The 24,333-nt window shown below is 52.6% G+C and carries 23 protein-coding genes; 13 read left to right on the forward strand and 10 right to left on the reverse strand.

All coding sequences use genetic code 11. The annotated features are described in order from the left end of the window. Nucleotides 1-4: 4 nt before the first annotated feature. Together KF947_RS01095 and KF947_RS01100 are read right to left on the reverse strand one after the other, a co-directional pair. Nucleotides 5-670, reverse strand: coding sequence for a CoA transferase subunit B (locus KF947_RS01095; protein ID WP_133732545.1), 666 nt, complete (start codon nt 668-670; stop codon nt 5-7). Nucleotides 671-733: 63 nt separating this feature from the next. Then, nucleotides 734-1,432 carry a CoA transferase subunit A gene (locus tag KF947_RS01100; RefSeq protein WP_064232851.1) on the reverse strand — a complete coding sequence of 233 codons (699 nt, stop codon included), beginning with the start codon at nt 1,430-1,432 and terminating at the stop codon, nt 734-736. Nucleotides 1,433-1,593: 161 nt separating this feature from the next. Here KF947_RS01100 and KF947_RS01105 point away from each other — a divergent pair, with 161 nt between their 5' ends. The 3 genes from KF947_RS01105 to KF947_RS01115 all read left to right on the forward strand — a co-directional run bounded on the left by KF947_RS01105 (nt 1,594) and on the right by KF947_RS01115 (nt 4,387). Beyond that, the gene (locus tag KF947_RS01105; protein WP_227405217.1) at nt 1,594-2,490 is read left to right on the forward strand and encodes a LysR family transcriptional regulator; all 897 of its coding nucleotides are present in this window, start codon (nt 1,594-1,596) and stop codon (nt 2,488-2,490) included. Nucleotides 2,491-2,591: 101 nt separating this feature from the next. Then, the gene (locus KF947_RS01110; RefSeq protein WP_227405218.1) at nt 2,592-3,473 is read left to right on the forward strand and encodes an acyltransferase; all 882 of its coding nucleotides are present in this window, start codon (nt 2,592-2,594) and stop codon (nt 3,471-3,473) included. 116 nt (nt 3,474-3,589) lie between these two features. Next, nucleotides 3,590-4,387, forward strand: a complete 798-nt coding sequence (locus KF947_RS01115) for a LysM peptidoglycan-binding domain-containing protein (protein WP_227406256.1) — start codon at nt 3,590-3,592, stop codon at nt 4,385-4,387. A 94-nt stretch (nt 4,388-4,481) separates the two neighbouring features. Here KF947_RS01115 and gcvT read toward each other — a convergent pair whose 3' ends face one another. Both gcvT and KF947_RS01125 read right to left on the reverse strand, forming a co-directional pair. After that, the gene (gene gcvT, locus KF947_RS01120) at nt 4,482-5,594 is read right to left on the reverse strand and encodes a glycine cleavage system aminomethyltransferase GcvT (RefSeq protein ID WP_227405219.1); all 1,113 of its coding nucleotides are present in this window, start codon (nt 5,592-5,594) and stop codon (nt 4,482-4,484) included. A gap of 144 nt (nt 5,595-5,738) precedes the next feature. After that, the gene (locus KF947_RS01125; protein ID WP_133732549.1) at nt 5,739-7,148 is read right to left on the reverse strand and encodes an alanine/glycine:cation symporter family protein; all 1,410 of its coding nucleotides are present in this window, start codon (nt 7,146-7,148) and stop codon (nt 5,739-5,741) included. 387 nt (nt 7,149-7,535) lie between these two features. On the opposite strand from KF947_RS01125, the gene gcvH reads away from it, so the two are divergent. Together gcvH and gcvP are read left to right on the forward strand one after the other, a co-directional pair. Next, nucleotides 7,536-7,925, forward strand: a complete 390-nt coding sequence (gene gcvH, locus KF947_RS01130; RefSeq protein ID WP_227405220.1) for a glycine cleavage system protein GcvH — start codon at nt 7,536-7,538, stop codon at nt 7,923-7,925. 103 nt (nt 7,926-8,028) lie between these two features. Next, nucleotides 8,029-10,923 carry an aminomethyl-transferring glycine dehydrogenase gene (gene gcvP, locus KF947_RS01135; RefSeq protein ID WP_227405221.1) on the forward strand — a complete coding sequence of 965 codons (2,895 nt, stop codon included), beginning with the start codon at nt 8,029-8,031 and terminating at the stop codon, nt 10,921-10,923. A 64-nt stretch (nt 10,924-10,987) separates the two neighbouring features. Here the strand turns inward: gcvP and KF947_RS01140 are convergent, their stop codons facing one another. Next, complete coding sequence (locus KF947_RS01140) at nt 10,988-11,893, reverse strand: LysR family transcriptional regulator (protein WP_227405222.1); 906 nt, start codon at nt 11,891-11,893, stop codon at nt 10,988-10,990. A 217-nt stretch (nt 11,894-12,110) separates the two neighbouring features. On the opposite strand from KF947_RS01140, the gene ppnN reads away from it, so the two are divergent. From ppnN to KF947_RS01155, 3 genes are all read left to right on the forward strand, one after another. After that, complete coding sequence (gene ppnN / locus KF947_RS01145; protein ID WP_133732553.1) at nt 12,111-13,493, forward strand: nucleotide 5'-monophosphate nucleosidase PpnN; 1,383 nt, start codon at nt 12,111-12,113, stop codon at nt 13,491-13,493. A gap of 81 nt (nt 13,494-13,574) precedes the next feature. Next, nucleotides 13,575-14,309 carry a sulfite exporter TauE/SafE family protein gene (locus tag KF947_RS01150; RefSeq protein WP_227405223.1) on the forward strand — a complete coding sequence of 245 codons (735 nt, stop codon included), beginning with the start codon at nt 13,575-13,577 and terminating at the stop codon, nt 14,307-14,309. A 134-nt stretch (nt 14,310-14,443) separates the two neighbouring features. After that, nucleotides 14,444-14,644 carry a hypothetical protein gene (locus KF947_RS01155; RefSeq protein ID WP_088701505.1) on the forward strand — a complete coding sequence of 67 codons (201 nt, stop codon included), beginning with the start codon at nt 14,444-14,446 and terminating at the stop codon, nt 14,642-14,644. 116 nt (nt 14,645-14,760) lie between these two features. Here KF947_RS01155 and KF947_RS01160 read toward each other — a convergent pair whose 3' ends face one another. From KF947_RS01160 to KF947_RS01170, 3 genes are all read right to left on the reverse strand, one after another. Beyond that, nucleotides 14,761-15,597, reverse strand: coding sequence for a DUF6694 family lipoprotein (locus tag KF947_RS01160; protein WP_319796384.1), 837 nt, complete (start codon nt 15,595-15,597; stop codon nt 14,761-14,763). 297 nt (nt 15,598-15,894) lie between these two features. Continuing rightward, entirely contained in the window at nt 15,895-17,295 is a 1,401-nt protein-coding gene (locus tag KF947_RS01165) for an ATP-binding protein (RefSeq protein WP_227405225.1), read from the reverse strand. Next, nucleotides 17,292-17,954: a response regulator transcription factor gene (locus KF947_RS01170; RefSeq protein ID WP_088701508.1), complete on the reverse strand. Its 663-nt coding sequence runs from the start codon at nt 17,952-17,954 to the stop codon at nt 17,292-17,294. The genes KF947_RS01165 and KF947_RS01170 overlap by 4 nt, the downstream gene beginning before the upstream one ends. A 292-nt stretch (nt 17,955-18,246) precedes the next feature. Between KF947_RS01170 and KF947_RS01175 the strand changes: the two genes are divergently transcribed. From KF947_RS01175 to KF947_RS01195, 5 genes are all read left to right on the forward strand, one after another. Next, complete coding sequence (locus KF947_RS01175) at nt 18,247-19,440, forward strand: glycosyltransferase family 9 protein (protein WP_227405226.1); 1,194 nt, start codon at nt 18,247-18,249, stop codon at nt 19,438-19,440. A gap of 74 nt (nt 19,441-19,514) precedes the next feature. Beyond that, a complete protein-coding gene (locus KF947_RS01180) occupies nt 19,515-19,892 on the forward strand; it encodes a diacylglycerol kinase (RefSeq protein ID WP_227405227.1) in 378 nt (125 codons plus the stop codon). Next, nucleotides 19,868-20,560 (forward strand): phosphatase PAP2 family protein, encoded by a 693-nt coding sequence (locus KF947_RS01185; RefSeq protein ID WP_227405228.1) that lies wholly within the window; start codon nt 19,868-19,870, stop codon nt 20,558-20,560. Before KF947_RS01180 ends, KF947_RS01185 begins: the two co-directional genes overlap by 25 nt. Nucleotides 20,561-20,647: 87 nt before the next feature. After that, the gene (locus KF947_RS01190; RefSeq protein WP_227405229.1) at nt 20,648-22,255 is read left to right on the forward strand and encodes a phosphoethanolamine transferase; all 1,608 of its coding nucleotides are present in this window, start codon (nt 20,648-20,650) and stop codon (nt 22,253-22,255) included. 67 nt (nt 22,256-22,322) lie between these two features. Next, nucleotides 22,323-22,691 carry a hypothetical protein gene (locus KF947_RS01195; protein WP_227405230.1) on the forward strand — a complete coding sequence of 123 codons (369 nt, stop codon included), beginning with the start codon at nt 22,323-22,325 and terminating at the stop codon, nt 22,689-22,691. A gap of 241 nt (nt 22,692-22,932) precedes the next feature. On the opposite strand, the gene moaA is transcribed toward KF947_RS01195, so the two are convergent. Both moaA and KF947_RS01205 read right to left on the reverse strand, forming a co-directional pair. Beyond that, nucleotides 22,933-23,922, reverse strand: a complete 990-nt coding sequence (gene moaA, locus KF947_RS01200; protein WP_133732555.1) for a GTP 3',8-cyclase MoaA — start codon at nt 23,920-23,922, stop codon at nt 22,933-22,935. Next, nucleotides 23,919-24,323, reverse strand: a complete 405-nt coding sequence (locus KF947_RS01205; protein ID WP_133732556.1) for a putative zinc-binding protein — start codon at nt 24,321-24,323, stop codon at nt 23,919-23,921. The genes moaA and KF947_RS01205 overlap by 4 nt, the downstream gene beginning before the upstream one ends. Between the last annotated feature and the right edge of the window lie 10 nt (nt 24,324-24,333).

The raw sequence follows: 24,333 nt of genomic DNA on the forward strand, positions 1-24,333 counted from the left end.
GTGCTTATTCGGCATCAAACGTCATTTCAGGAACATGGTCAGGCACAATCAACTTGCCCGCCGTCTTCTCGACGATCTCCTCAACGCTTACACCCGGTGCACGCTCCTTGAGGATAAAGGCACCGTCTTTGATTTCAAGGTAAGCGAGATCCGTCAACACACGATTAATGCAGCCTGCGCCAGTTAACGGGAGTTCGCATTTTTCCAGCAGCTTGGATTCGCCATGCTTAGAGGCGTGGGTCATGGTGCAAATGATGTTTTCGGCACCGGCAACGAGGTCCATGGCCCCGCCCATTCCTTTGATCAACTTTCCAGGAATCATCCATGAAGCGATGTTGCCTTGCTGATCCACCTCAAAAGCACCCAGCACAGTAAGATCCACGTGACCGCCACGAATCATCGCAAACGATTCTGCGGAAGAAAAAATCGCCGCGCCTGGGCGAACCGTCACCGTCTCTTTACCCGCATTGATCATGTCTGCATCGAGCTCGTCCTCGGTGGGGTAGCGGCCCATCCCAAGCAGTCCGTTCTCGGATTGCAGCATGACATCGATGCCATCCGGAATGTAGTTGGCAACCAGGGTAGGAATACCAATGCCCAAGTTGACGTAAAAACCATCTTGAAGTTCGCGGGCGACACGCTGAGCCATCTGTTCTCGTGTTAAAGCCATGGTGACTTCCTCTTGTTGAATCGTTAAATGATAAGCAAGTGTTACGTTTGAAGGCGTGGCGCGTTAGCTGCGCACCGTGCGTTTCTCGATCCGCTTTTCAAACGTGCCCTGAATAATGCGATCCACATAAATCCCCGGGGTATGGATCTGGCTAGGCTCAAGCTCACCCGGCTCAACGATTTCTTCAACTTCCACCACGGTGATTTTCCCCGCCGTGGCAGCCATGGGGTTAAAGTTTTGCGCCGTATGGCGATACATCACGTTGCCATAGCGATCTGCCTTCCAGCCTTTCACAATGGCAAAATCACCGACGATAGCTTCTTCCAAAATACAGTGACGGCCATTAAACTCGCGAACCTCTTTACCCTCACCAATCGGCGTGCCGTAGCCAGTCGCCGTATAGAAAGCGGGAATGCCAGCGCCGCCTGCGCGCATTTTTTCCGCCAATGTGCCTTGGGGCGTTAACACTACCTCAATCTCATCGTTAAGCATTTGCTTCTCGAACAAGGCATTTTCGCCTACGTAAGAGGCTAGAATTTTACTGATTTGGCGGTCTTCAAGCAGGATCCCCAGACCAAAACCGTCCACGCCACAGTTATTGGAAACCACGGTGAGGTCATTGACGCCGCGGCGCTTGATTTCGGCAATCAGGTTTTCGGGAATACCGCAGAGCCCGAAGCCACCGGCAATGACGGTCATGCCGCTCTCGATGCCTTCCATTGCCTCTTCGTAGGAAGCTACCCGCTTATCGAATCCTGCCATTGTTGTGCCTCACATTGTTGTTGATCAGTATTATCGTAGATGAGTATTGTCAAAAATTCGCGCATTGAAGCTTACGATAGTGCCAGTGTTGTGCCAGATGATATATTTGTTAAGTTTGTTTTTCTTATCAATTTATTTTTTAAACTTATAAAAGGCACTTTATGACCGTCAAACAGCTGCGCGCCTTTCTGGCGGTCGCCCAAACCCTCAGTTTTACCCAAGCCTGCGAGCGACTGCATTTATCTCAACCGGCGCTAAGTCTGGCGATTAAAGGCCTGGAGGAGTCCCTTGGGGGTAAACTACTCATTCGCAGCACCCGTAGCGTCAGATTAACCCCAGAAGGCGAGTCGCTGCTACCGCTAGCCAAACACCTGCTGGCTCAATGGGACAATACCGAGGAGCGTTTGCGCCAACGCTTCACTCTTCAACTGGGACGGCTCAGCGTCGCGGCGATGCCCGCCTTTGCCTGTAGCTTACTCCCTGCGGCGCTGGTTAAATTTCGCCAGCAGCACCCCAAGATCAACATTACCGTTCACGATGTCATCAATGAGGAGGTCACCACCATGGTGCGCTCCCGCCAGGTAGAGATGGGGATCGCTTTGTCCCCTGAAGGGGCCGGCAGCCTGTTGTTTACACCGCTGTTTGAAGACCATTTTGTGGCTGTCGTACCGGCTGACTCTCCGTTAACCCAGACCACCCAACTCGCCTGGTCGACGCTGCTAAGCCACGACTTTATTACTCTTCAGCGCCCCTCCATGGTACGTCGTATATTGGAACAGGAGCTGAGCAAACAGGATACGGAGCTCACAGTGGCCTTTGAAAGCCACCAGCTCTCTACGGTGGGAAGAATGGTCGCCGACGGTCTGGGCGTCAGCGCAGTGCCTTCCATGTGCATTCGTCAAATGCATGAATTGGGTGCCCGCTGTATCCCGCTGACTGCGCCCGCCATTTCCTGCCGAGTCGGCATTTTGACCCACCAAGAGCTCTCCGTAGCCGCCCATGCACTGCGCACCGTCCTCCTTAAGACCGTTCAAGCACCTTCACTGTCTATCGACTAGCCCATGACTGAGATGATGCACTAGGTTTCTGCTGGGCAGCGTGGCTAGGATCATTTAGCATTCAGTATTACGTTATTGGTCTGACGGTAAGGAAACGCGGTATGCCTATTTTTAAAGGGCTGGTTAGCGCACTGCTGCTAACGCTCAACACGCTGTTCTGGGGCGTACCTCTCATTCTGCTGACGCTGCTTAAAGTCATCGCCCCAGGGCAACGGCTGCAACAGTTAGTACTTCAGGGACTGAATGGCGTCGCGTTAAACTGGATAGGTGTAAACCTCTGGTGGATGCGGCACTGGCTTAAACCCGTGCTACACGCAAGCGTACCCGATAATTTGAGCCCGCAGCAGTGGTGGCTGGTGATCTCCAACCACCGCAGCTGGACTGATATTTTTATGCTATTGATGGCGCTGCATCGGCGTATCCCCATGCCACGCTTTTTCCTAAAGCGTCAATTAATCTGGATTCCCATCGTAGGGTTGGCTTTTTGGGCACTAGAGTTCCCTTTTATGCGCCGCTTTACCCGCGAGCAAGTGGCTAAAAACCCTAAACTGGCCACCATTGATCGAGCCGCTACCGAGCGTATGTGTCATCAGGCACGTCTCTCGCCCATTGCGATTTTTAATTTTGTCGAGGGTACCCGCTTCTCAGTTGCCAAACGCGATGCCCAGCAGAGCCCCTACCGTCATTTATTACGCCCCAAAGCGGGCGGCATTGCCCAGGTACTTAGCCTGCTAGGCAACCAATTGGATGGTATCCTGGATGTGACGATCAGCTACGCCAACCCCTCGCCGACGTTTTGGGGCTTTTTATGCGGCAGAGAGGCGCCCGTCACCTTACAGGCAAGGCAACTCAGCATTCCTGAGTGGATGTACGCATCAGATAACCACGAAGAAAAGCAGCATAAGGAACGCTTCCACACATGGATCAATGCACTCTGGTTGGAAAAAGATGGCATGCTGGACAGCCGAACCGATCACGACTAGCGGGTTGGCTTACCGTCTGGCTGTTAGCGGCACTAATGACCGGCTGCTCCAGCGCTCCCCCATCGCCATCCCAGCGAGCGGCCGCCCCAAGCGCCAGCCAGATCAGTGGCGACTGGGTGCAAGTACAGCGTGGCGACACACTGGGTAAACTGGCGGCTCGGGCTAACGTGCCGCTGGAACGCTTGCAGCGTTTTAACCCTGGCGTCGATGCGCGGCGCCTGGAAATTGGCCAGCGCCTGCTCATTCCCACTCAACAAGAACGGGCCCCTTCCGGCGGCCCTTACCGCTACCAAATCCGTCCCGGCGATACGTTTTCGAGCATCGCCCGACATTTTGGCACCACCAGTGGCCGCATCCAGAGCGCCAACCCTAGCGCCTCCCCCACAAGCTTAAGAATAGGCCAAGTGGTCAGCCTACCCCTTGGCGGTTCAACGCCGCGCAGCTCATCGCAACGCACGGCGAGTAGCAGTGGCTCATCAAGCGCTAACAAGCCTGCCGCGGCGCCCACCAGTAGCGCACCCAGCCAGGCATTGCCCTCTTCAGCCAGGCGCTGGCCCTGGCCGCTGGATGATTATCGCGTGGTTCGTCGCTTCGGGCCGGACAGCCGTGGCACCCTGCAGCCCATGCTGCTGGCTACTCAAGCTGGCGCCCAGGCTAAATCCGTCGCCCCTGGGGAGGTACGTTTTGCCGACGGCATGCGCCAGCTAGGTGAAGTGGTGATTGTGCACCATGCCGATAATCTCCAGACCGTATACGCCCTTTGCGAGCGTATTTTGGTCGAGGTAGGCAAACAGGTTAGCGCGGGAGACCCGCTTTGTGAGGTAGGTCAAAGCAGTGCCACCCAGCGCTATGATCTACTCTTTGATTTACGCCAAGGCGGCAAACCCATCGATCCCAAGCAGGTGCTGCGCTAAAACACTCGCTTGGTAATACCGTCTTTCGTATTACTGCCCTTTATAAAGCAACGGCCCCTAGCTAAGGAGGGGCCGTGGGTAGATGGGCGCGCTTTTAACCGCGATAGTAACCTGGTTTTACAAACGGCATGGGGGTTACCACCATGGGTAGCTGCTTACCACGTACTACCGCGAACACGGCACTTTGCGGCGTTTCCAGTTCACGACTGACATAACCCATCGCCACCGGTTTACCAACACTTGGGCCAAAACTACCGGAGGTCACCACCCCAATCTCATTGCCCGCCTCATCCAGCAGCTGCGCACCCTCACGCACCGGTGCACGGCCTTCAGCTAACAGCCCAACTCGCTTGCGGGTGTGATCTTTGGCCTCGACCTGATGCAGAATCACGTCAGCGCCCGGAAAACCACCGGCACGCTCGCCACTACGGCGACGCGGCTTGCCAATGGCCCAGATCAGCCCAGCTTCTACCGGGGTAGTTTGCTCGTCCATATCGTGACCATAGAGGCATAAACCCGCTTCCAAACGCAGCGAGTCCCGCGCTCCCAGGCCAATCGCTTCGACTTCGGGCTCAGCTAGCAGTTGCTCAGCGAAGGCTTCGCAAGCATCGGCGGCGACGGAAATTTCAAAACCATCTTCACCGGTATAGCCGCTGCGGCTCACCCACACTTCATGACCGGCAATGGTGAAGCGGCCATGCTGCATAAACACAAGTTCACAGGCTTCCGGGCAAAGCCGCTGCATAACATCCCGTGCCTGGGGCCCCTGAAGCGCCAGCAACCCCCGATCCAGGGGCTCGACGGTATGGGTCGATGCCAAATTGAGGCGCAGGTGAGCCAGGTCTTGATCTTTACAAGCTGCGTTCACGACTAAATAGAAATGATCACCTGCGTTGACCACCATCAGGTCATCGATAATGCCGCCTTCGTTGCTGGTGAAAAGCCCGTAACGCTGCGCGCCCACTTCAAGCCCTACCAAATCCGCAGGTATCAGGCTTTCCAAGGCCTCGGCAGCGTTGTCACCCGAAACACTAATCTGCCCCATATGGGAGACATCGAACAGCCCGCACTTTTGACGGGTGTGCTCATGCTCTTTTTTGACCCCCAGCGGGTACTGCACCGGCATATCGTAGCCCGCAAAAGGTACCATCTTGGCACCTAGTTTGAGGTGTAGCGCGTGCAGCGGTGTTTGCTTTAATTCGGACATGGGGGCATTCCTCACTTAAAAATTATTCACTGATAAATGCTTGACTTAAAAAAGAGACGGGAAGCCACTGCTTAAGTGTCTTCCCGACTCTACTGTCATTCACGTTTTGTCTTCACCTACAGCGCCTTTTACGCGCTGCGGATATTATTGGTCGTGATCCAGCTCTTCACCCGGCAGTACGTCTTTACCGTCGAAATAGTCCTTGGTTAATTTAAAGACTACCGGCGAAAGCAGTGCCAAGGCAATCAGGTTCGGGATCGCCATCATAGCGTTGAAGGTATCCGCCATGAGCCAGATAAAGCCCAGTTGAGCGATAGCACCCAGGGGGATGGCCAGTACGAACAGCACCCGATAGATCATAATTGAGCGCGTACCAAACAGGAACTGGCAGCACTTCTCGCCGTAAAATGACCAGCCAAGGATGGTAGTAAAGGCAAAAATCGCCAATGCAATGGCGACAATCTGATTACCAAAGCCAGGCAGTGCAGCGTCAAACGAAAGCGCGGTCAGCGATGCCCCCGCTTCACCTTCTTGCCAAACCGTTGAGGTCAAAATCACCAGCGCGGTAATCGTGCACACAATAATGGTATCGATAAAGGTACCCAGCATCGCGATTAAGCCCTGGCGCACTGGGTTTTTAGTTTTTGCCGCTGCGTGTGCGATAGGTGCACTACCCAAACCCGCTTCGTTGGAGAAGATCCCACGTGCCACACCAAAACGAATCGCCGCCATGACGGCGGCACCTGCGAAACCACCTGCAGCCGCCATGGGGTTAAAGGCGTAGTAGAAGATCAAACCAAAGGCTTCACCGATCTGCCCGGCATTGACGATCAATACCAACAAGCCAGCGACTACATAGGCAATGCCCATAATCGGCACCAACTTGCCCGCCACTTTAGCAATACGCTTGATACCGCCCAGAATCACCGCGCCAGCAAGTACCATAATGACCACACCCGTGAGCCAATGCGGCACGCCGAATGTGGCGTCCATGGCATCAGCAACGGAGTTGGACTGGACGGTGTTGCCGATCCCAAAGGCTGCGACAGCGCCAAAAAATGAGAACAGACCGCCCAGCCATAGCCACTTTTTACCCAGGCCATTCTTGATGTAAAACATCGGCCCACCCACGTGGTAACCTGTGCTATCGGTTTCACGATAGCGCACGGCCAGCACCGCTTCGGCAAATTTAGTGGCCATCCCTACCAGTGCGGTAATCCACATCCAAAACACAGCGCCGGGGCCCCCTAACGCAATGGCCGTGGCGACCCCGGCAATATTACCGGTGCCGATGGTCGCAGAGAGCGCGGTCATCAAGGCGTCAAAAGGCGATATTTCCCCTTCGTCACCCTCTTTGGCTGGCGCCGCTTTACCCACCCCAGGTTTCGCATCACGCCCCGCCCACATTAGCTTGAAACCCATGCCGAGCTTTCTAATCGGCATCAGTTTCAAGCCAAGCTGCAGGTAAATCCCCACACCGAGTAGCAGAATCAACATGACGGGCCCCCAGACCACGCCGTTGATTGCCCCTAAGAGGCTAGTTAATGCTTCCATGTTCATTTCCTCGCTTTGTTGGTATGCAACGGTGGTGTGTATTGTTGATTGGCTACCATCTAGTGGTTATATGTGACGTCGCTATGGCTGGTTAGCATAGGATGTAAACGTTTTACACCATAAACTTAGCAAGCATCTAGGGTGATGTCGCTTGTGCATAGAGGATACCGCTTTTTTCATAATCCGACGTCTGCACCCAGGCGCAAAAGTATCTAGACAGATAACGCTACTAAGCACGCCATGGAGCAACGAAGAAATTTGTTTCCGATTGGAAACACGTTAACATGCTCGCTTATTCGCTCGACCTGCCCTAGCCACTATTCGCCAAGGCGAGCGACAAACGCTAGTATGCTCGGGCCCAGAAACTGTTTCATATAGGAAAACATCATGAGCAATCTTCCTTCCAATCTCCGCTACGCTGAAAGCCACGAGTGGGTGCTTGATAATCAAGACGGCACCGTGACCGTGGGTATTACTGATCACGCCCAGCAGGCGCTAGGTGATGTTGTGTTTGTTGAACTGCCTGAAGTGGGAACAGCCCTGAGCAAAGGCCAAGAGTTTGGCGTTATCGAATCGGTCAAAGCCGCTTCTGATCTCTACTCCCCAGTTGTTGGCGAAGTCATCGAAGTCAATGACGCCCTGGAAGACGCCCCCGAAACAGTCAATGAATCCCCTTACGAAGGCGGTTGGATTATGAAAGTGCGTTTAGACAGCGACTCACTTGATGGCCTGCTTGACGCAGATGCCTATCAAGCAACGCTAAGCGCCGACGACTAAAGGCGGTCGCTGAATCATATATTAGGGCCTGCCTTTATCCTTTATGGCGGGCTCTTCGCTTATCGCCCTGCACGGTTCTCTCTTAACGTCCGGAATCTTTTTCATGTCTCTTGAAACACGCCGTCTGGCCGAGCTGGCCGATCACGATGCTTTTATCAAACGTCATAATGGTCCAAGTCAAGATGACGTGGCCACGATGTTAAAAGCGCTCAACATGCAGCACATGGAAGATCTGATTGAACAGACCGTGCCGAGCGATATTCGTCTTGGCCGCGAGCTAGCGCTTGATGATCCGCGTAGCGAAGCGGAGGCGCTAGAGTACCTAGCCCAGCTAGCGCGGCAAAACCGTGTGGCAAAAAGCTATATTGGCCAGGGCTATTACGGCACCCATATGCCCGCGGTGATTCAGCGCAACGTATTGGAAAACCCAGGCTGGTACACAGCCTATACCCCCTACCAACCGGAGATTTCTCAAGGCCGCCTGGAAGGGTTACTCAACTTCCAGCAAGTGGTCATGGATTTAACCGGCATGGAGCTGGCCAATGCGTCGCTGCTCGACGAAGCCACCGCCGCCGCCGAAGCCATGGCGCTGTGTAAGCGTGGCAATAAGAGAAGCAAATCCAACGCTTTTTTCGTCGCCGACGACGTTTTCCCGCAAACGCTAGACGTGGTTAAAACCCGCGCTGAGTTCTTTGGCTTTGAGTTAATCACTGGGCCTGCGGAAGAGCTAGCCAACCATGATGTCTTTGGGGCGCTTGTCCAGTACCCCTCTGCCAGTGGCGAAGTGCGCGATCTGGCTCCGCTATTAAGCGCCGCGGCTGAGCGCAATATCATGACCTGCGTGGCCAGCGATCTGTTGAGTCTGGTGCTGCTTAAAGAGCCCGGCCAGCTCGGTGCGGATATTGTAGTGGGCAACTCCCAACGCTTTGGCGTACCCATGGGCTTTGGCGGCCCCCATGCGGCTTTCTTTGCTACTTCCGACAAGCTCAAGCGCTCGATCCCTGGGCGTATCATAGGCGTGTCAAAAGATAGCCGTGGTAACACAGCGCTGCGCATGGCGATGCAGACCCGCGAGCAGCATATTCGCCGCGAGAAAGCGACCTCTAACATCTGTACTGCCCAGGCACTTCTGGCCAACATCGCAGGTTTTTACGCCACTTATCACGGCGCTGAAGGGCTGCGCAAAATTGCTGGCCGCGTTCACCGCTTGGCGACTCTGCTCGCCGAGGGCCTTAAGCAGGCAGGGGTAACGCTCGCTCATGACAGTTGGTTTGATACGCTGCGTTTGACCGGCATTGACGCTGGCAAGATCCATGGTCGTGCCATGACCCACGATATTAACTTACACTACTTCGGCAATGGCGATGTGGGCATCAGTCTGGATGAAACCACCACCGCCCGCGACGTAGCAACGCTGTTTGACGTACTGCTGGGTGACGAGCACGGTCTTGCCGTTGCTGTTTTGGACGAGCAGGTAGTGGCTAACGGCGCTACAGGCATTCCCGCTGCCTGTCTGCGCGAAAGCGACTTCTTGAGTCATCCCACCTTTAGCCGCTACCGCAGCGAAACAGAAATGCTGCGCTACTTGAAGCGTCTTGAGAACAAGGATCTGTCGCTTGCCCATGCAATGATCCCGCTCGGCTCCTGCACCATGAAGCTGAACGCCACCAGCGAAATGATCCCCGTCTCCTGGCCCTCGTTTGCGCATCTGCACCCCTTCGCGCCCCGCGACCAGGTAGCTGGCTATCACCAAATGATCGACGAACTCTCGGCCTTTCTGGTCGAAGTCACCGGTTACGATCATCTCTCGATGCAGCCCAACTCTGGCGCTCAGGGCGAATATGCGGGCCTTGTGGCAATTCGTCGCTATCAGGCAGCCCAGGGAGAGGGACATCGCGATATCTGCTTGATACCAAGCTCCGCCCACGGCACCAACCCTGCCTCGGCAGCCATGGTGCAGATGAAAGTCGTCGTGGTCGAGTGCGATCAAAACGGCAACATCGACATGACGGATTTGCGTGCTAAAGCCGAGCAGCATCGCGATCAGCTCTCCGCCATCATGCTGACCTACCCTTCCACACACGGCGTGTTTGAAACCAGCGTGCGCGAAGCGTGCAAGATCGTTCACGATAACGGTGGCCAGGTGTATATCGATGGCGCCAATATGAACGCCCAGGTGGGGTTAACCCGCCCCGGCGATTTTGGCGGCGATGTATCTCACCTTAACCTGCATAAAACGTTCTGTATTCCCCACGGTGGCGGCGGCCCGGGCATGGGGCCTATCGGCGTAAAAGCCCACCTGGCACCCTACGTTTCCAACCACGTGGTAACGCCAATCAATGGCGTCAACGCTGATAGCGGTGCGGTATCCGCGGCAGCGTTTGGCAGTGCCTCGATCCTACCCATCTCCTGGGCCTACATTAAAATGATGGGCGCGCGCGGCCTGCGTGAAGCCACCGAGCTTGCCATCCTAAACGCCAACTATATTGCCAAGCGTTTGGAAGCGGCATTCCCGATTCTTTATCGTGGCCAGAACGGTACGGTTGCCCACGAATGCATCATCGATATTCGTCCGCTTAAAGCGGCCTCTGGGATTAGCGAGGAGGATATCGCCAAACGCTTGATGGATTATGGTTTCCACGCACCGACCATGTCGTTCCCGGTGCCGGGCACGCTGATGATCGAACCCACCGAGTCTGAGTCGCTGTATGAAATCGACCGCTTCTGCGATGCGATGATTGCCATTCGTGACGAAATCGCCCGAGTGGAGAGCGGCGAATGGCCGCTGGATAACAATCCGCTGGTCAATGCGCCACATACCCAGGCGGATCTAATGGATAGCGACTGGCAGCGGCCTTATGACCGCCAGTTGGCTGCCTTCCCGACCGCGGCTGTTCAAGCCGCTAAATACTGGCCCGCCGTTAACCGCGTCGATAACGTTTTCGGCGACCGTCAGTTAATCTGTTCCTGCCCTAGCATTGATGAATATCGCAACTAACGGCAAAGCTGACAAGATGTGAAGCGATAGCGCTTTAAGTTGCGAGAACGCCCTTGGTGCCTAATCAATTAGACGGCATCAGGGGCGTTTTTTCTTGCAGGCGCTGAGTGTGAAAACCGTCTAACAGCTTTTCGTAACGCTTGGGCAACACAGAGTCGCGGCGGCGCAGCAAATAGAGTACCTCATTGACCGCATGGGGCAGGTTCAACGCTTTTACCTGGCGCTGCCAGGGGGAAGTTTCCAATACCAATCGCGATACCACGCTAAAGCCCAACCCCCTGGCCACCGCGTCCAGTACCATGCTGACTTCATTGGTAAAGCCTTGATGGCGGAAGTGGGTCATTGAGCGAAACTCGTCGGGATAATTGGCTCGCAGCAGTGCATTGGCATGGTTAATGCCGTCGTAATAGTTGAGAAAGCCAATGCCCATTAAATCTGACAGCGTGCTACCCGCAAAATCTGCAGGCACCACCAAGCAGAGTGGCTCTTCATGCCAAATGCTGCAGCTAAGCTCAGGGTGTCGCATTGCCTCGGTGACTATCCCGATGTCATAACGCCCTTCGAGCAGGTCATTGACGATTTCGTGGTTGAACGCAAAGCTATAGTTGACCGTTAAATTGGGGTGCATTTGCTGCTGCCCCAATATATACGGATAGAACATCAGGCCAACGCTACCCGGCGAGGCAATCCGGCAGTCACCGCTATCCAAAGAGTCATCATCCAGCCCGTGACGGAACTGCTCATGCTCAGCAAATAACTTTAAAGCGTAATCGTAAGCACGCCGCCCCGACTCGGTTAATGTAAAGCTGCGCCCCTTACGCTCTAGCAGCTCTTTATTTAAATAGTCCTCTAGCTTGCGTACATGCTGGCTTACGCCCGGCTGGGTCATCTCTAAACGCTGAGCCGTACGGGTAAAACTGCCTGTTTCAACAAGCGTAATAAAGGTACGAAAATAGTGGGCATTGAACATAGTGAAGCGCCATGGTCTTTGATAACGGTCTTTAGCAGCTCTGTTTGAGAACCCGCTGTAGGCAATAGAGTAGTAACTAACAAAAGTGCTATTGCCGCCGCCCTGTAAAATATGCCCCATAATAGCACACCCCGGCGAGCCAGCCGCTGCGCTGTACCCGCCGCTTGGGCGTGGTAGTATGCCAAGAGACATCAAACGATTAGGGACAGCCCCGCTAATGACCGAAAACGTTCAACCTCGCGCCACCCTTTCCAGCATTATTTCCCCCGAAGGAAGCCTCGAAGTCCTCTCTCAGCATGAAGTCAACCGACTGCATAAAACGTCTCAAAGCGGTCTTCACGATCTACTTCGGCGCTGTGCGTTGGCAGTACTCAATTGCGGCAATCCCAGCGATGACAGCCTGGCGATTTTAGAAGCCTATAAAGATTTCGATATTGAAGTGCTGCAGCAAGACCGCGGCATTCGCTTAAAGCTCACTAACGCCCCCGCCGAGGCCTTCGTAGATGGCCGCATGATTCGAGGTATCCGCGAGCATCTATCCTCGATCATTCGCGATATTGTTTACGTCTACAATGAGATTCAGCACCACAATCGTTTTGACCTGAGTACGGGAGAAGGCACCACCAATGCGGTCTTCCACATCCTACGCAAAGCGGGCACATTAAAACCCGGCCGCGACCCTAGCCTGGTGGTATGTTGGGGCGGCCACTCTATCTCCCGAGAAGAGTACGAATATACCAAAGATGTCGGCTACCACTTAGGTCTGCGCGATTTAGATATTTGTACCGGCTGTGGCCCTGGCGCCATGAAAGGGCCCATGAAAGGCGCTAACGTTGCGCATGCCAAGCAGCGGCGTAAAGAAGGCCGCTATTTGGGTGTTTCGGAGCCCGGCATTATCGCGGCCGAAGCGCCCAACCCCATCGTCAATGAACTGGTGGTCATGCCAGACATTGAAAAACGCTTGGAAGCCTTTGTGCGCCTGGGCCATGGCATTATCGTTTTTCCTGGCGGGGTGGGCACCGCGGAAGAGATTCTTTATCTACTGGGCATTCTGTTGCACCCCAGCAACCAGGACATTCCTTTCCCGTTAATTTTCACTGGCCCTGCCAATTCAGCGGCCTACTTTCAGAAAATTGATGAGTTCCTAGTCTATACCCTCGGTGAGGATATCCGCCGTTACTACACCATCATTACCGGCGATCCGGTCTCGGTTGCACGCACCATGCGCCACGGCATCGATGAGATCGCTGAATTTCGGCGCACCCATCAAGATGCGTTCTACTACAACTGGCGATTGACCATTGCGCGCGATTTCCAGGCAACCTTTGAGCCGACTCACGACGCCATGCGTGGCTTAGCGCTGCACCGCCAGCAGCCCACCCACGAGCTCGCCGCCAATCTGCGTCGTGCTTTCTCTGGGATTGTCGCTGGCAACGTCAAAGAGGCTGGCATTCGAGCCATTGAAGCTCATGGCCCCTTTGTACTGACCGCAGAGCCCGAACTCATGCAACGCCTAGACGAGCTACTCACCTCGTTTGTAGCCCAAGGGCGCATGAAACTCGATGGTCAGCACTATGTGCCCTGCTATGTGCTGAAATAAAAACGCTCAATCCTGAAGGGAACAATACGCACAGCTGCCTGTTGAGCGGCGGCTGTGCGCTAAAAAGGGCCGGGTCGCCTTATGCTGTTAATTGCGTTTATAGCGCTACTCGTCGCAGGTATCGTCAAAGGCGCCATCGGTTCAGGCGTCCCGGTTATTGTCGTACCCATTCTCACCATGCTGTACGACGTTCAACTCGCTATCGCTCTATTAGTCGCGCCTAACCTATTTAGCAATGCTTTACAGGTATGGCAATATCGACGCCACCTACTACCCTTGCGCTTCTTGGCAGCTTTCTCCATTGCTGGCGGGCTAGGCATCGTTCTGGGCACTTGGGGATTAGTCGTTTTATCTCCCGAAATACTGTCACTGGGTGTCGCGGGTGTGATCGTGCTTTACCTGATCATCAAAGTGATGAAGCGACGCATCGCCCTGCCTTTTACTATCGCTGCACGACTAGTGATCCCCATTGGTCTACTGGCAGGCGTGCTTCAAGGTGCTGCGGGTATGTCGGCGCCCGCTTCGGTTACCTTTCTCAATGCGATGCAGCTGAAACGAAACGTATTTATTGGCTCCATCTCGGTCTTCTTCGTCGCCATTACCTGTGTTCAAATACCGGCGCTTATAAACGCGGGCATTTTAACCCTGGAACGTTTTCTGTTTAGCATCCTTGCTCTTGTGGTCATACTCGCCGCCATGCCCCTAGGCGCCCGCCTGGGCAATCGGCTGCCCCACCGCTGGTTCGATAATTTGGTTATGCTGCTGCTAGCCAGTATCGCCGGTAAAATTTTTATCGATACGCTGATGGCTGGCTAGCTCTACGAAGAGCTTTCTCTACGCTTTTTTCTCACTTCAACTAAACAGTGTTGGGAACCAAGTCAGGTAAAAGTGGCCAGAATAGCTACACTGAGCGGGCATTTCCTCACTATTGACCTTGAAAGGAACTCAACATGTCGATGATCAACCAGCTAAAAGATGTAAAAACCAAAGATTTCGCCAAGCACTGCTATGAAAGCAGCAGCGTCGATAAACTGCGCGAGGCATCGGAAGGCAGTGCCGATCAATCAGAAATGGAGCACTGGGGGTTAACCGAAGGGCAGTGGGAAGAGGCGATTGTTGCCGCCCTCGCCGACCATGAAGCCAAAGAGTAAGTATTCCCCCTTAACGCAAAGATTATTGGTAGAGACAGGTGCGCCCTAGCGGATAACCGCTAGGGCGTTTTGGTTTTCCAGCGCTTACTGTACACAGGGCTTACTCCACCCGAGGCTCACTCCAAACGGGAGAAGGCAATACCACCATACTCCTTCTGCAGTCGCTCAAGCCTGGCCAGTTCGTGTTCCGTTAGCTCGGGCGAGTCCCATAATGGCTGTTCATCAAGATCTTTCAGTCCTTGCAAGGTAACCGTCAGCTCTGCATCGCTGGGTATTTGAGCATTCCCCCATGGACCAAAGCGGTTAGGCGCAAGGCTCCACTCCAGTGTTTCGCCAGGCTCCATGCCACCAGGAACAACGTAGTAAAACGTTTCATCCACCCAAGGTACTGAGTGATCTTGGCTCGTCACCACGCCCCTCAACAGAAGCTCAGAAATGGCCTGGTCCGTGCCATTGGTCACTCCAAGATCAATCACCGGTTCCGGAGCGCCGTAAGGGCTTGAGCCCATGTAATAGCGTGCACTGTCAATGGTAAACCGAGCTAACTGCTGCTGGTCACTGGTGGCTTTTGCACGCTTCTCTTCCAGCCGCTTTAAGGTGCGAATAGCCTGTTCGCGCTCGCGTGCCCGGCGCTCGCGCAGAATCTGATCGGCACGCTGGATCACCTGATCCCCCGTTAACCCATGCATTTGCGCGTTGGCAGTTTCGGCGATCTCAGCGGCATTCATGCGGTGGGGGTTGAGAATATCGATACCACTAAACGATGTCGACGTGGCGATAATGATCAAGCCTTGATCAAACTCATCGCGCTTGTAGGTGGGCAAGGAGTTACGCACTTTCTCAACAGAGACAACCGACGCAGGCATGGAGCTAGTATCAATTTTGGGATCTGAGCAACCAGCTATCATGAGTACTGATAGTGATATTGCAGACAGCCTTAGCAGGCTCCACATACAATCACCTCAAAGCAGGCAGATAAAAATTCCAGAGGAGCTTAACGGAAAGCGCTATTCACCACTAGTCCCTGCCATTTGAATTTCTACGGGTATCCTAGGGCCTGTTGACGTTTTGAGGATGGCATTGACAGCATAGGGGCAAACTCGCAGGATACAGATTCCGCCCCAACAAACTGCAAGATTGCCATGCCCCGACTAATGAGTTGCCAGCAGGCAGGGCATTAGTGGCTGATAAGGGGATGGTTCCGCCTGCATAACTCAAATACAGTAATTCGAGTGCTTGCAGCTATCTTGTTACTGGTTTTGCTCCCACGTCACACTGACCACTAGTCCATTGGGTATGCGATTACTGAGCGTAAGGCGTGCGTTCTGGCGCAGAGCCAACTCCGAGACAATCGACAAGCCCAACCCGCTGCCGGTGGTGCCCTGGCCAGACGCGCGCCTAAAACGCTCAGTAACTTTATCCAAAAGTGCCTCGGGGAGTCCGGGGCCAGTATCGCTCACCGTGAGTTGAGGCAACCCCTCCCAAAGCGCTAATTCAACTTCAACTTGACCGCCTTCTGACGTATAGCGCAAGGCGTTATCGAGTAGATTACGGAAGAGAATTCCCACCTCCACTTCGTCGGCGCGAACCTCCAACTGGGTTAAGCCTATTAGCCTCAAGTGCTGATTTCGCTCTTCAGCGAGTGGCCACAGCTCGGCTACCAGTTCGGCAATAATCGGATAAAGATCAATAGTGGCCGGCGAGGTTGTGGCCACTTGGTCCAATCGAGCCAAAATAAGTAGTTGTTCTACCACACGCTGAAGCCGCTCAACCCCGACATAAGCCTTTTGTAATGATTGCTCTCCCCCTGCCTGCGCATTATCTAGGTGAATCCTCAGCGCAGCTAAGGGAGTGCGTAATTCATGGGCCGCATCTGCAGTAAAGCGCCTCTCGCGCTCTAAAGTTTCTTTCAACCGAGCGATAAAGTCGTTTAGCGATTCACGCAATCCATTAAGCTCTTGAGGAACCGGATTATCTATTTTACGCAGGTCTTGGGCGGAGCGGCCTTGTACTTGGCTGGAAAGGGCTTGGATAGGTGCAATACCCCGCCGGATAATTCGACTCATCAGCCAAAGAAGGAGTGGCAGCAACAGTAGCATCGGCAATAAATTGTTCCAGGTGATGCGCTCCACTACTTCAGCATGAAACGAACCTCGTAGCCCCATACTGATCCAGGTATCGCTTGCAACATCGAACATGCTGAAAACCCGCCAGCGATGACCATCGTAGCTTTCCCAGCGAAAACCCTCCTCTAAAGGCGCGGGGAAAGGGCCAGCATCATTCCATTTGCCCCCTAGAAGCCTGGGTGAGCCATCGGCATTCCAAAAACCCAGTACTAATTTAAGTTCTTCCTCGTGGTAAAGCTTGGTACCTGATTCAAAGCTGCTGTCGGGCACTGAGTTACCGTCGCGATATAGCTGAGCCGGATGTTCTGGAAGGCCCATGCGCGAAGCCAGGCGAGCATAGTCGTCAATGGTCGCATTGGGATCGAGTTGGCCAGCCACAATCCGGCTATGCAGACTAAGCTGTGTATCGAGAATTTCTTCTAGCTCGTGATCCGTAATTAAGTAAGCCGCGGTAACCGCCAAGCCACCGGCGACAACCATGGTAATGGCTAGCGTGCGCAGCAGATAACGCCGTATCGATCTCATTGCGCCTGGCTATCCAGCCGATAGCCAATCCCACGCACGTTAATAATCAATTCCTTTTCAAGCTTTTTACGCAGATGATGAATGTGAACCTCCACCGCATTGGACTCTACCTCTTCGCCCCAGCCGTAAAGCAAATTCTCTAAACGAGGGCGAGATAGCACCTTGTCCGGGTGCCTAGCCAGTTCTAGCAATAAGGCATACTCGCGCCGGCCCAACTTTACGTCTTTCCCCCGCCAACTCACCGTATGGAGAGCCTCATCAATACTCAGTGCACCCAGCGTCAATATTTGCGAGGCACGCCCCTCCGCGCGCCTCATTACGACACGCAAACGGGCGAGTAGCTCCTGCAAATTGAAAGGCTTGAGCACATAGTCATCCGCCCCCGCATCTAAACCGCCAATACGGTCTTCCATGGCATCACGGGCCGTCAAAATCAGAATCGGCAGAGTAGATTGCTGTCGGAGTAAATGCAGTACCTGCATACCGTCCATATCGGGCAGCCCAAGATCCAAAATAATCACGCTGAAGGCCTCGCTGCCGATAGCGCTGATTGCCTCGCGGCCAAGCATGAACCAATCGACCGCGTAGCCCTCGCGCTCTAGCGCCGTCTTGATGCCATCCCCAAGCAGGGGGTCATCTTCTATTAGTAGTGCACGCATGCTGATTCCCTCAATCGGCAAACCGCTATCTTGGCTACCAAAACTTAAGCTTTTCTTAAATAGAGTAACTTACCTCTCAACAAGCAACCTCATCTAAATCCAACCAGTAAGCCCACCACCCTATTTTTTAAATTTCTTACGCAGTTTAACTCTTCTTTAAGTTATTTAGACTCAAGCTGCCTCTTTCGCCATAGGCAAAGCCAAAGCAGTGCCTTCACTGGCGGTCATTTTAATCTGTTCTGTCGCTACCGTGGACAGATCATTTTCTATTAACTTAACAGAGCGCCAGCGTATGCACTTACTGACACTTATTAGAACAAATTATCATTTAAAAATAGTGGCCCGTTTTTTAGAAAAAAGAATGAAGCAATATTTACTGATAGGCATACGGTATATCCTCAAAGCACCTGCACCAGAAACCATTGACAACCTTGTGGGCATAGAAAAAATCCTAATTATTCGCCCCAATTTTCGCCTGGGCAACGCGCTGATCAGTACTCCGGCCATCGATGCTTTTCGTGAACGTTTCCCTTCCGCGCGCATTGACTATTTAGCGACGGATAAAACATTTCCACTGTTACAGCAACGTCCTGTTGATCATTTTTATTTACTGTCGAGAGCCGCTATTCTGCGCCCTTGGCAGTGTGTGACACTATTAAGACGCTTACGAGCACAACGCTATGACCTGGCGGTACAAGTGAGCGGAGGATCAACGAGCGGCTTAATTGTGACCCGGTTAATAGGGGCACGGTACAGCATGGGTTCACGTAAAGGCCAGCAGCGCTGGTACAACATTGAGACGGAAGGTAAGTCATCACATGCCTACGATGCCATCGTTAATTTGACACGTCCGCTCGGTGTTGACTGCCGTAACCGGCCATTGCTCCAGTTAACTGAGCAGGAACGCTATCAGGCAATGACGAAAATACAACAGCTAGTCAGCCTTCATAGCGATGATCCATCAGATACAAAGTTTATTGCCATCTTCGTTGGTGGGCATCAAAACAAACGTTGGCCGTTGACATTTTGGTTAATGCTCATTGATGCCATTGAAGCCCGTAAAATGCGCTATGTCGTTTTTCTTGGACCGGAGGAGTTTAGGCTTCTAGCCCCTATTGAGCAGCGTTTGATGCCATCACTGTATGGCAGCTTATGCCCGCCGCTTCCTATCCGTCACTTTGCCGCTGTTCTAGGGCGAGCGCGGTTACTCGTGACACCAGACTCCGGGCCTATGCACTTAGCGGCAGCACTCGATGTCGCCACCATTTCCCTGGTACGCCAGAAAAAATCACTCGCCTTCGTACCACGAGAAGCCTATGACACCATTCTTTGGCGCCCAGAGATCAGCACGGTAATAGAAGCTATACGCGCTAATCTTGACGGACAAAACGCAACGGCTCCCGTTCAATCTGCCTCGGCAACAAACCAACCAACACAGGGGGTAAGAACACCACCCAGCGCTGCCCCTTTGCATTCTAGCTACTGAATTAAAGCGCATAACTGTTCGTTAAGTTTTGCGCTTTATAGTGACCCTACTGTTACGTTATCGAGAGTACTGTCTTGCCTATTTCAACGACGTCAAAACCTAATGGCACGGGTGTCAAACGCATATTCCGCGCTTCTATTAATGCAGTATCGGGTTTCAAAGCTTGCTGGATAAATGAGTCTGCCTTTAGACAAGAGGTGATGCTATGCCTCGTCCTCTACCCTTTTATATTTTTTGTTAACTCCACTTCCGTAGAAAAAGCATTGCTGTTTTCTTCACTCACCCTTGTAGTGATAGTGGAACTCATTAACTCCGCCATCGAAAGCATTATTGACCGTATTGGACTAGAACATAACGAACTTAGCGGGCGCGCTAAAGACATGGGGGCTGCCGCCGTCATGATGACCATTTTTATGATGATGGGTGTATGGCTATGCGTGCTGCTCTACTAAATGTTTTCAAACCCGTAGCATCCGCATGGCTTGTATTTCTAATCGCCATGTCGGTCTTCAGTATTTTAAAAATAGATTTTACGATAACTGACTTTATATATCGCTTTCAGGGTAATGCCTGGGTGTGGAAAGATACCTTGATCACCCAAGATGTTCTTCACAAAGGCGGTAAATGGCTAAGCTTAGCGATGGGTTTAGTCACACTCCTCCTTTTGATACTAAGCACCGTGGTAACTCGTCTTAAAGCGTATCGCACGCCGCTTTTATATCTTTTTTCCGCAACGCTTCTTTCAACGCTGCTTGTCGCAACGATTAAACACCTAGTGAACATGGAATGCCCTTGGGATTTAGTTCGCTATGGTGGGGAACGAGACTTTATTGGCTTGCTCAGCATACGGCCTTCCTCAATGCCGACGTCCGCCTGCTTTCCCGCCGGGCATGCCAGCGCAGGCTATACGTGGATAGCCTGCTACTTCTTTTTTGCCGCCATACGGCCCCACTGGCGATGGGCAGGGCTCGCACTGGGTGTAGGGCTTGGCCTTACGTTCGGGATCACTCAACAGTTGCGCGGGGCGCACTTTCTCTCCCACGACCTCTGGACCGTCATGATTTGCTGGACCGTCAGCATTGTCCTTTCAAAATTTTTATTAACCCCCAGCGTTCATTAATCTTTTCATACAGAGAGCCTATCGATGCCCCCTTTTCTATCATTGCCTTCAAAAATTGTTAGCACCGTATGGCGTTATCGCCCCACATTGAGCACGGAGCAGCTTGTCTTATGGGTCGTTGTCATATTCAGTGTTTTTTACAATCTCCCTTTTTGGAAGCAAGCCTTTGCTGGCTATGACCCTCTTGCCGCCCATACTTGGCTAACCTTTTTTAATATGTTTTTGGTGATGACCTGCCTGAACTTTTTGGTCTTCATTAGCTTTGCTTTTCGAACGCTGGTAAAACCCTTATTAACCTTACTGTTTCTGATTGCCGCCTTTGTCAGTTACTTTACCAGTTACTACGGCACCTATTTTGACACCTCAATGCTAGACAATGTGCTTCAAACGGATACTAACGAGGCAAAGGAACTTCTCACAGCTGGTTTATTGATTCATTTAGCAATCTTTTTTGGCTTGCCTACCGTTTTTATTTGGCGCGTTAAAATCACACTTTCAAACTGGAAGAAGGCAATGTTGCGACGCTTGGCTTATTGTCTTGCCAGCACTGTTATATTGCTGTCAGCGATCTTCTTATCTTATCAAGAAGCGTCGTCACTCATGCGCAACAATAAAGAGCTTCGCTACTTGGTGACTCCAGGTAATTATATTGTTTCGATGGCACAGGCTCTTTCCAGCCAACACGCTGCCGCGAATACGGTGCGCTCCCCAGTGGGTGAGGATGCCCGTATCAGTTCACGAGTGGGTGACAAACCTACACTGCTTGTCATCGTTGTGGGCGAAACGGTACGGGCGGCGAATTGGGGGCTAAATGGTTATAAACGCCAAACCACACCTAAACTTGCCCAGCAGCCTAACGTTATCAATTTTTCGGATGTTTCCTCATGCGGTACAAGCACAGCGGTCTCATTACCTTGTATGTTTTCATTACCAGGGCGTGCTGATTACGCTAAATCGTATGCTCAGCAACATGAATCCTTGCTGGACGTATTAGCCCACGCCGGGTTAGAGGTCACCTGGTTTGATAACCAGTCAGGCTGTAAAGGTGTCTGCGACGGAGTGACGACAAAAGCGCTCTCGCCAGAGGACAATGCGTCTTTGTGTCAAGAGGGGCGATGCTTGGATGAAGCACTGGCTCAAGCCTTGACCAAGCAAATTAGCGGTACCTCAGCTGACCAGGTGGTCGTGCTGCATCAGCTAGGCAACCATGGCCCCAGCTATTACCAACGCTACCCTGCTGCCTACGAACGTTTTGTTCCCGCTTGCACCACCGCTGATTTAGCCAAGTGCTCAAGAGACGCCATTACCAACAGCTACGACAATGCCATTCTCTATACCGACACTGTGTTGGATCAGGTAATTGAGACGTTAAAGCGTCAGGATGACTACGCAACTGCGATGATCTATCTCTCTGATCATGGTGAATCACTGGGCGAAAAAGGCCTATATTTGCACGGCATTCCTTATGCCATTGCCCCCGATGAACAGACGCATGTGCCCATGGTTTGGTGGCTGTCCAGCTCATTTTCACAGCAGCAAGGCCTTGATACGGACTGCTTACGCCAAGTCTCTGATCAAGCCGCCTCGCACGACAACTTATTTCATAGCGTGCTGGGTTTGCTTGGCATAGCCACTAGCGTTTACCAGCAGGCAGAAGATATTAGCCAAGCGTGCCGAAGCCTTGCCAATCAATGAATGCTTAAGTGATTGTTAAGTATTCCATGGCAAGCTGTTATCCACTCAACTACTCTGGTGTATGCACATGGTTTTATCGCATCTATTGGACTCCAATCAGGGCTTTTGGAAACGGCTTCTACCCAAAACAATGACAACCTCGGAGGGCTTTATAGGTGGTGTCAATGCATTTATTCATTCTGCTAAATGGCTTTCCTTTAGAGCCAGCGTTGTTTTAATTAGTTTACTCGCCACTCTGCTGTGGTTAACGGGAATAGAAAAAATCGAGGTCACCATCGCCGTATTAAGTGTAACGTCAAATGGTATATCACAGTTGCTTGAACGCTATTTTTCTCCCAGTGAATTGAAAATGTTTGGAAATGATTTTTTCGATACGTTAGACGCATTGGGAGCGTCAGGAGTTGGAACCTTAATAATTTTATATTTATTAGGGTAGCGCACCTAATAAATGACTCACCTTTTTTGTCGCTTGGTTCATTCCCAAATCGCGCTCGCTTTTTTTGATGGAACAGGGCGATGTCCCTTCAAGAGCGGTGATCGACTTGTCGAAATAGATTTTATTAATCTGACGCTAATAAAAAAATATTGGGTGGCCTATCAACTACCCAATTTACTGCGGGAGTTTCTTTCACGCTGAGGAGGCTTAGTGATCAAATCAAGCCAGCTAGAACACTGGGTTAGCCACCAGTTGCATTCATAAACCTCACTATTTGAACTTCACCATCCGTCGTGAAGTGATGGCGCTCAGGTTTTTTCTTCATTGCCGCCACAATGCTCGATTTAAGCCGCTGGGTATCACCCGGATAACGTCGCATTACGGAGCGTAAATCTACCGAGTGCTCATTGCCCAGGCAAAGCAGTAGCCGCCCTTCAGCCGTTACTCGAACACGGTTACAGGCAGCACAGAAATTATGGCTATGGGGAGAGATGAAGCCAATCCGCGACTGGCTGTCTGCCATACGGTAATAGCGGGATGGACCTAGGGTGGTCTCAGTGGTGGGTAAGAGTTGATAGTGGTTTTCTATGGTCTCGCGTACCGCATCGGTGGAAAGAAAGGTTTCACCACGGTTATGCTCGCTGATAGCGCCCAGCGGCATCTCCTCAATAAAGCTTATATCGACGTGTTCATCCCGGGCAAAGTTTACCAAGTCGATAATTTCGTCGTCATTGCGCCCCTTGAGCAATACGGCGTTTAGCTTAATCGACTGAAAGCCAGCGCGGCGCGCTGCACGGATACCCGCGATCACCTGATCAAGATCTCCCGTCCGGGTTAATGCTTTAAAGCGTTCGGGCTTGAGCGAGTCGAGGCTAATATTGAGCCGATGTAGCCCGCCTTGGCGCAAAGCATTGGCATGCTTGACCAAACCTGAGCCGTTGGTGGTCATCGCCAGCTCGCGCAGACCTACCAATGCACCGAGTTTTTGCACTAGTGTTAGTACGCCCTGGCGTACTAACGGCTCACCGCCAGTTAGACGAATTTTCTCCACGCCCAGCTCGACAAATGCCTGTGAAAGCGCGGCTATCTCCTCAAGGGTAAGCAGTTGGGCGCGTGGCAGAAAGGTCATTTCCTCAGCCATGCAATACACACAGCGAAAATCACAACGATCAGTCACCGATATACGCAGGTAACGCACCGTGCGGCCAAACCCATCTACTAGTGCATTCATTCTACGGGCTCCTCTTGGGTACTGGCATTAACGGGCAGCCGGGCAATGAGTCCTTTTACCTCTGCGGTAACCTCAGCGATTGTTTGCTCATCATAAAACTGGCCCCGCCGCTTGCGCAGGCCGTTTTCATATAGCTTTACGTGCTCTGTGGGTATCACATCCGCTTTGGCGAGACAGTGGCTGGCGCAGTGCATCTGGCACCCGTCAATGGCCACAATAGGGCGCCCGGAGCGTGCAATGCGCACCAGGCCGGGCACACCACCGCCCACACCGGCAATGCAGGACATTTCTGCCTCTCCTGCATGGTCAAGACGCAGGGCAACGCTATTGGCAAGTTGCGCCACATCAGAGCAGCCGGAGCAGGCATAAATCAGTGTGCGGGGTTTGTGTTGTGAAGACATACCCTCTCCT

Source organism: Halomonas sp. FeN2, from assembly GCF_020595105.1.
Lineage (GTDB): Bacteria > Pseudomonadota > Gammaproteobacteria > Pseudomonadales > Halomonadaceae > Vreelandella > Vreelandella neptunia.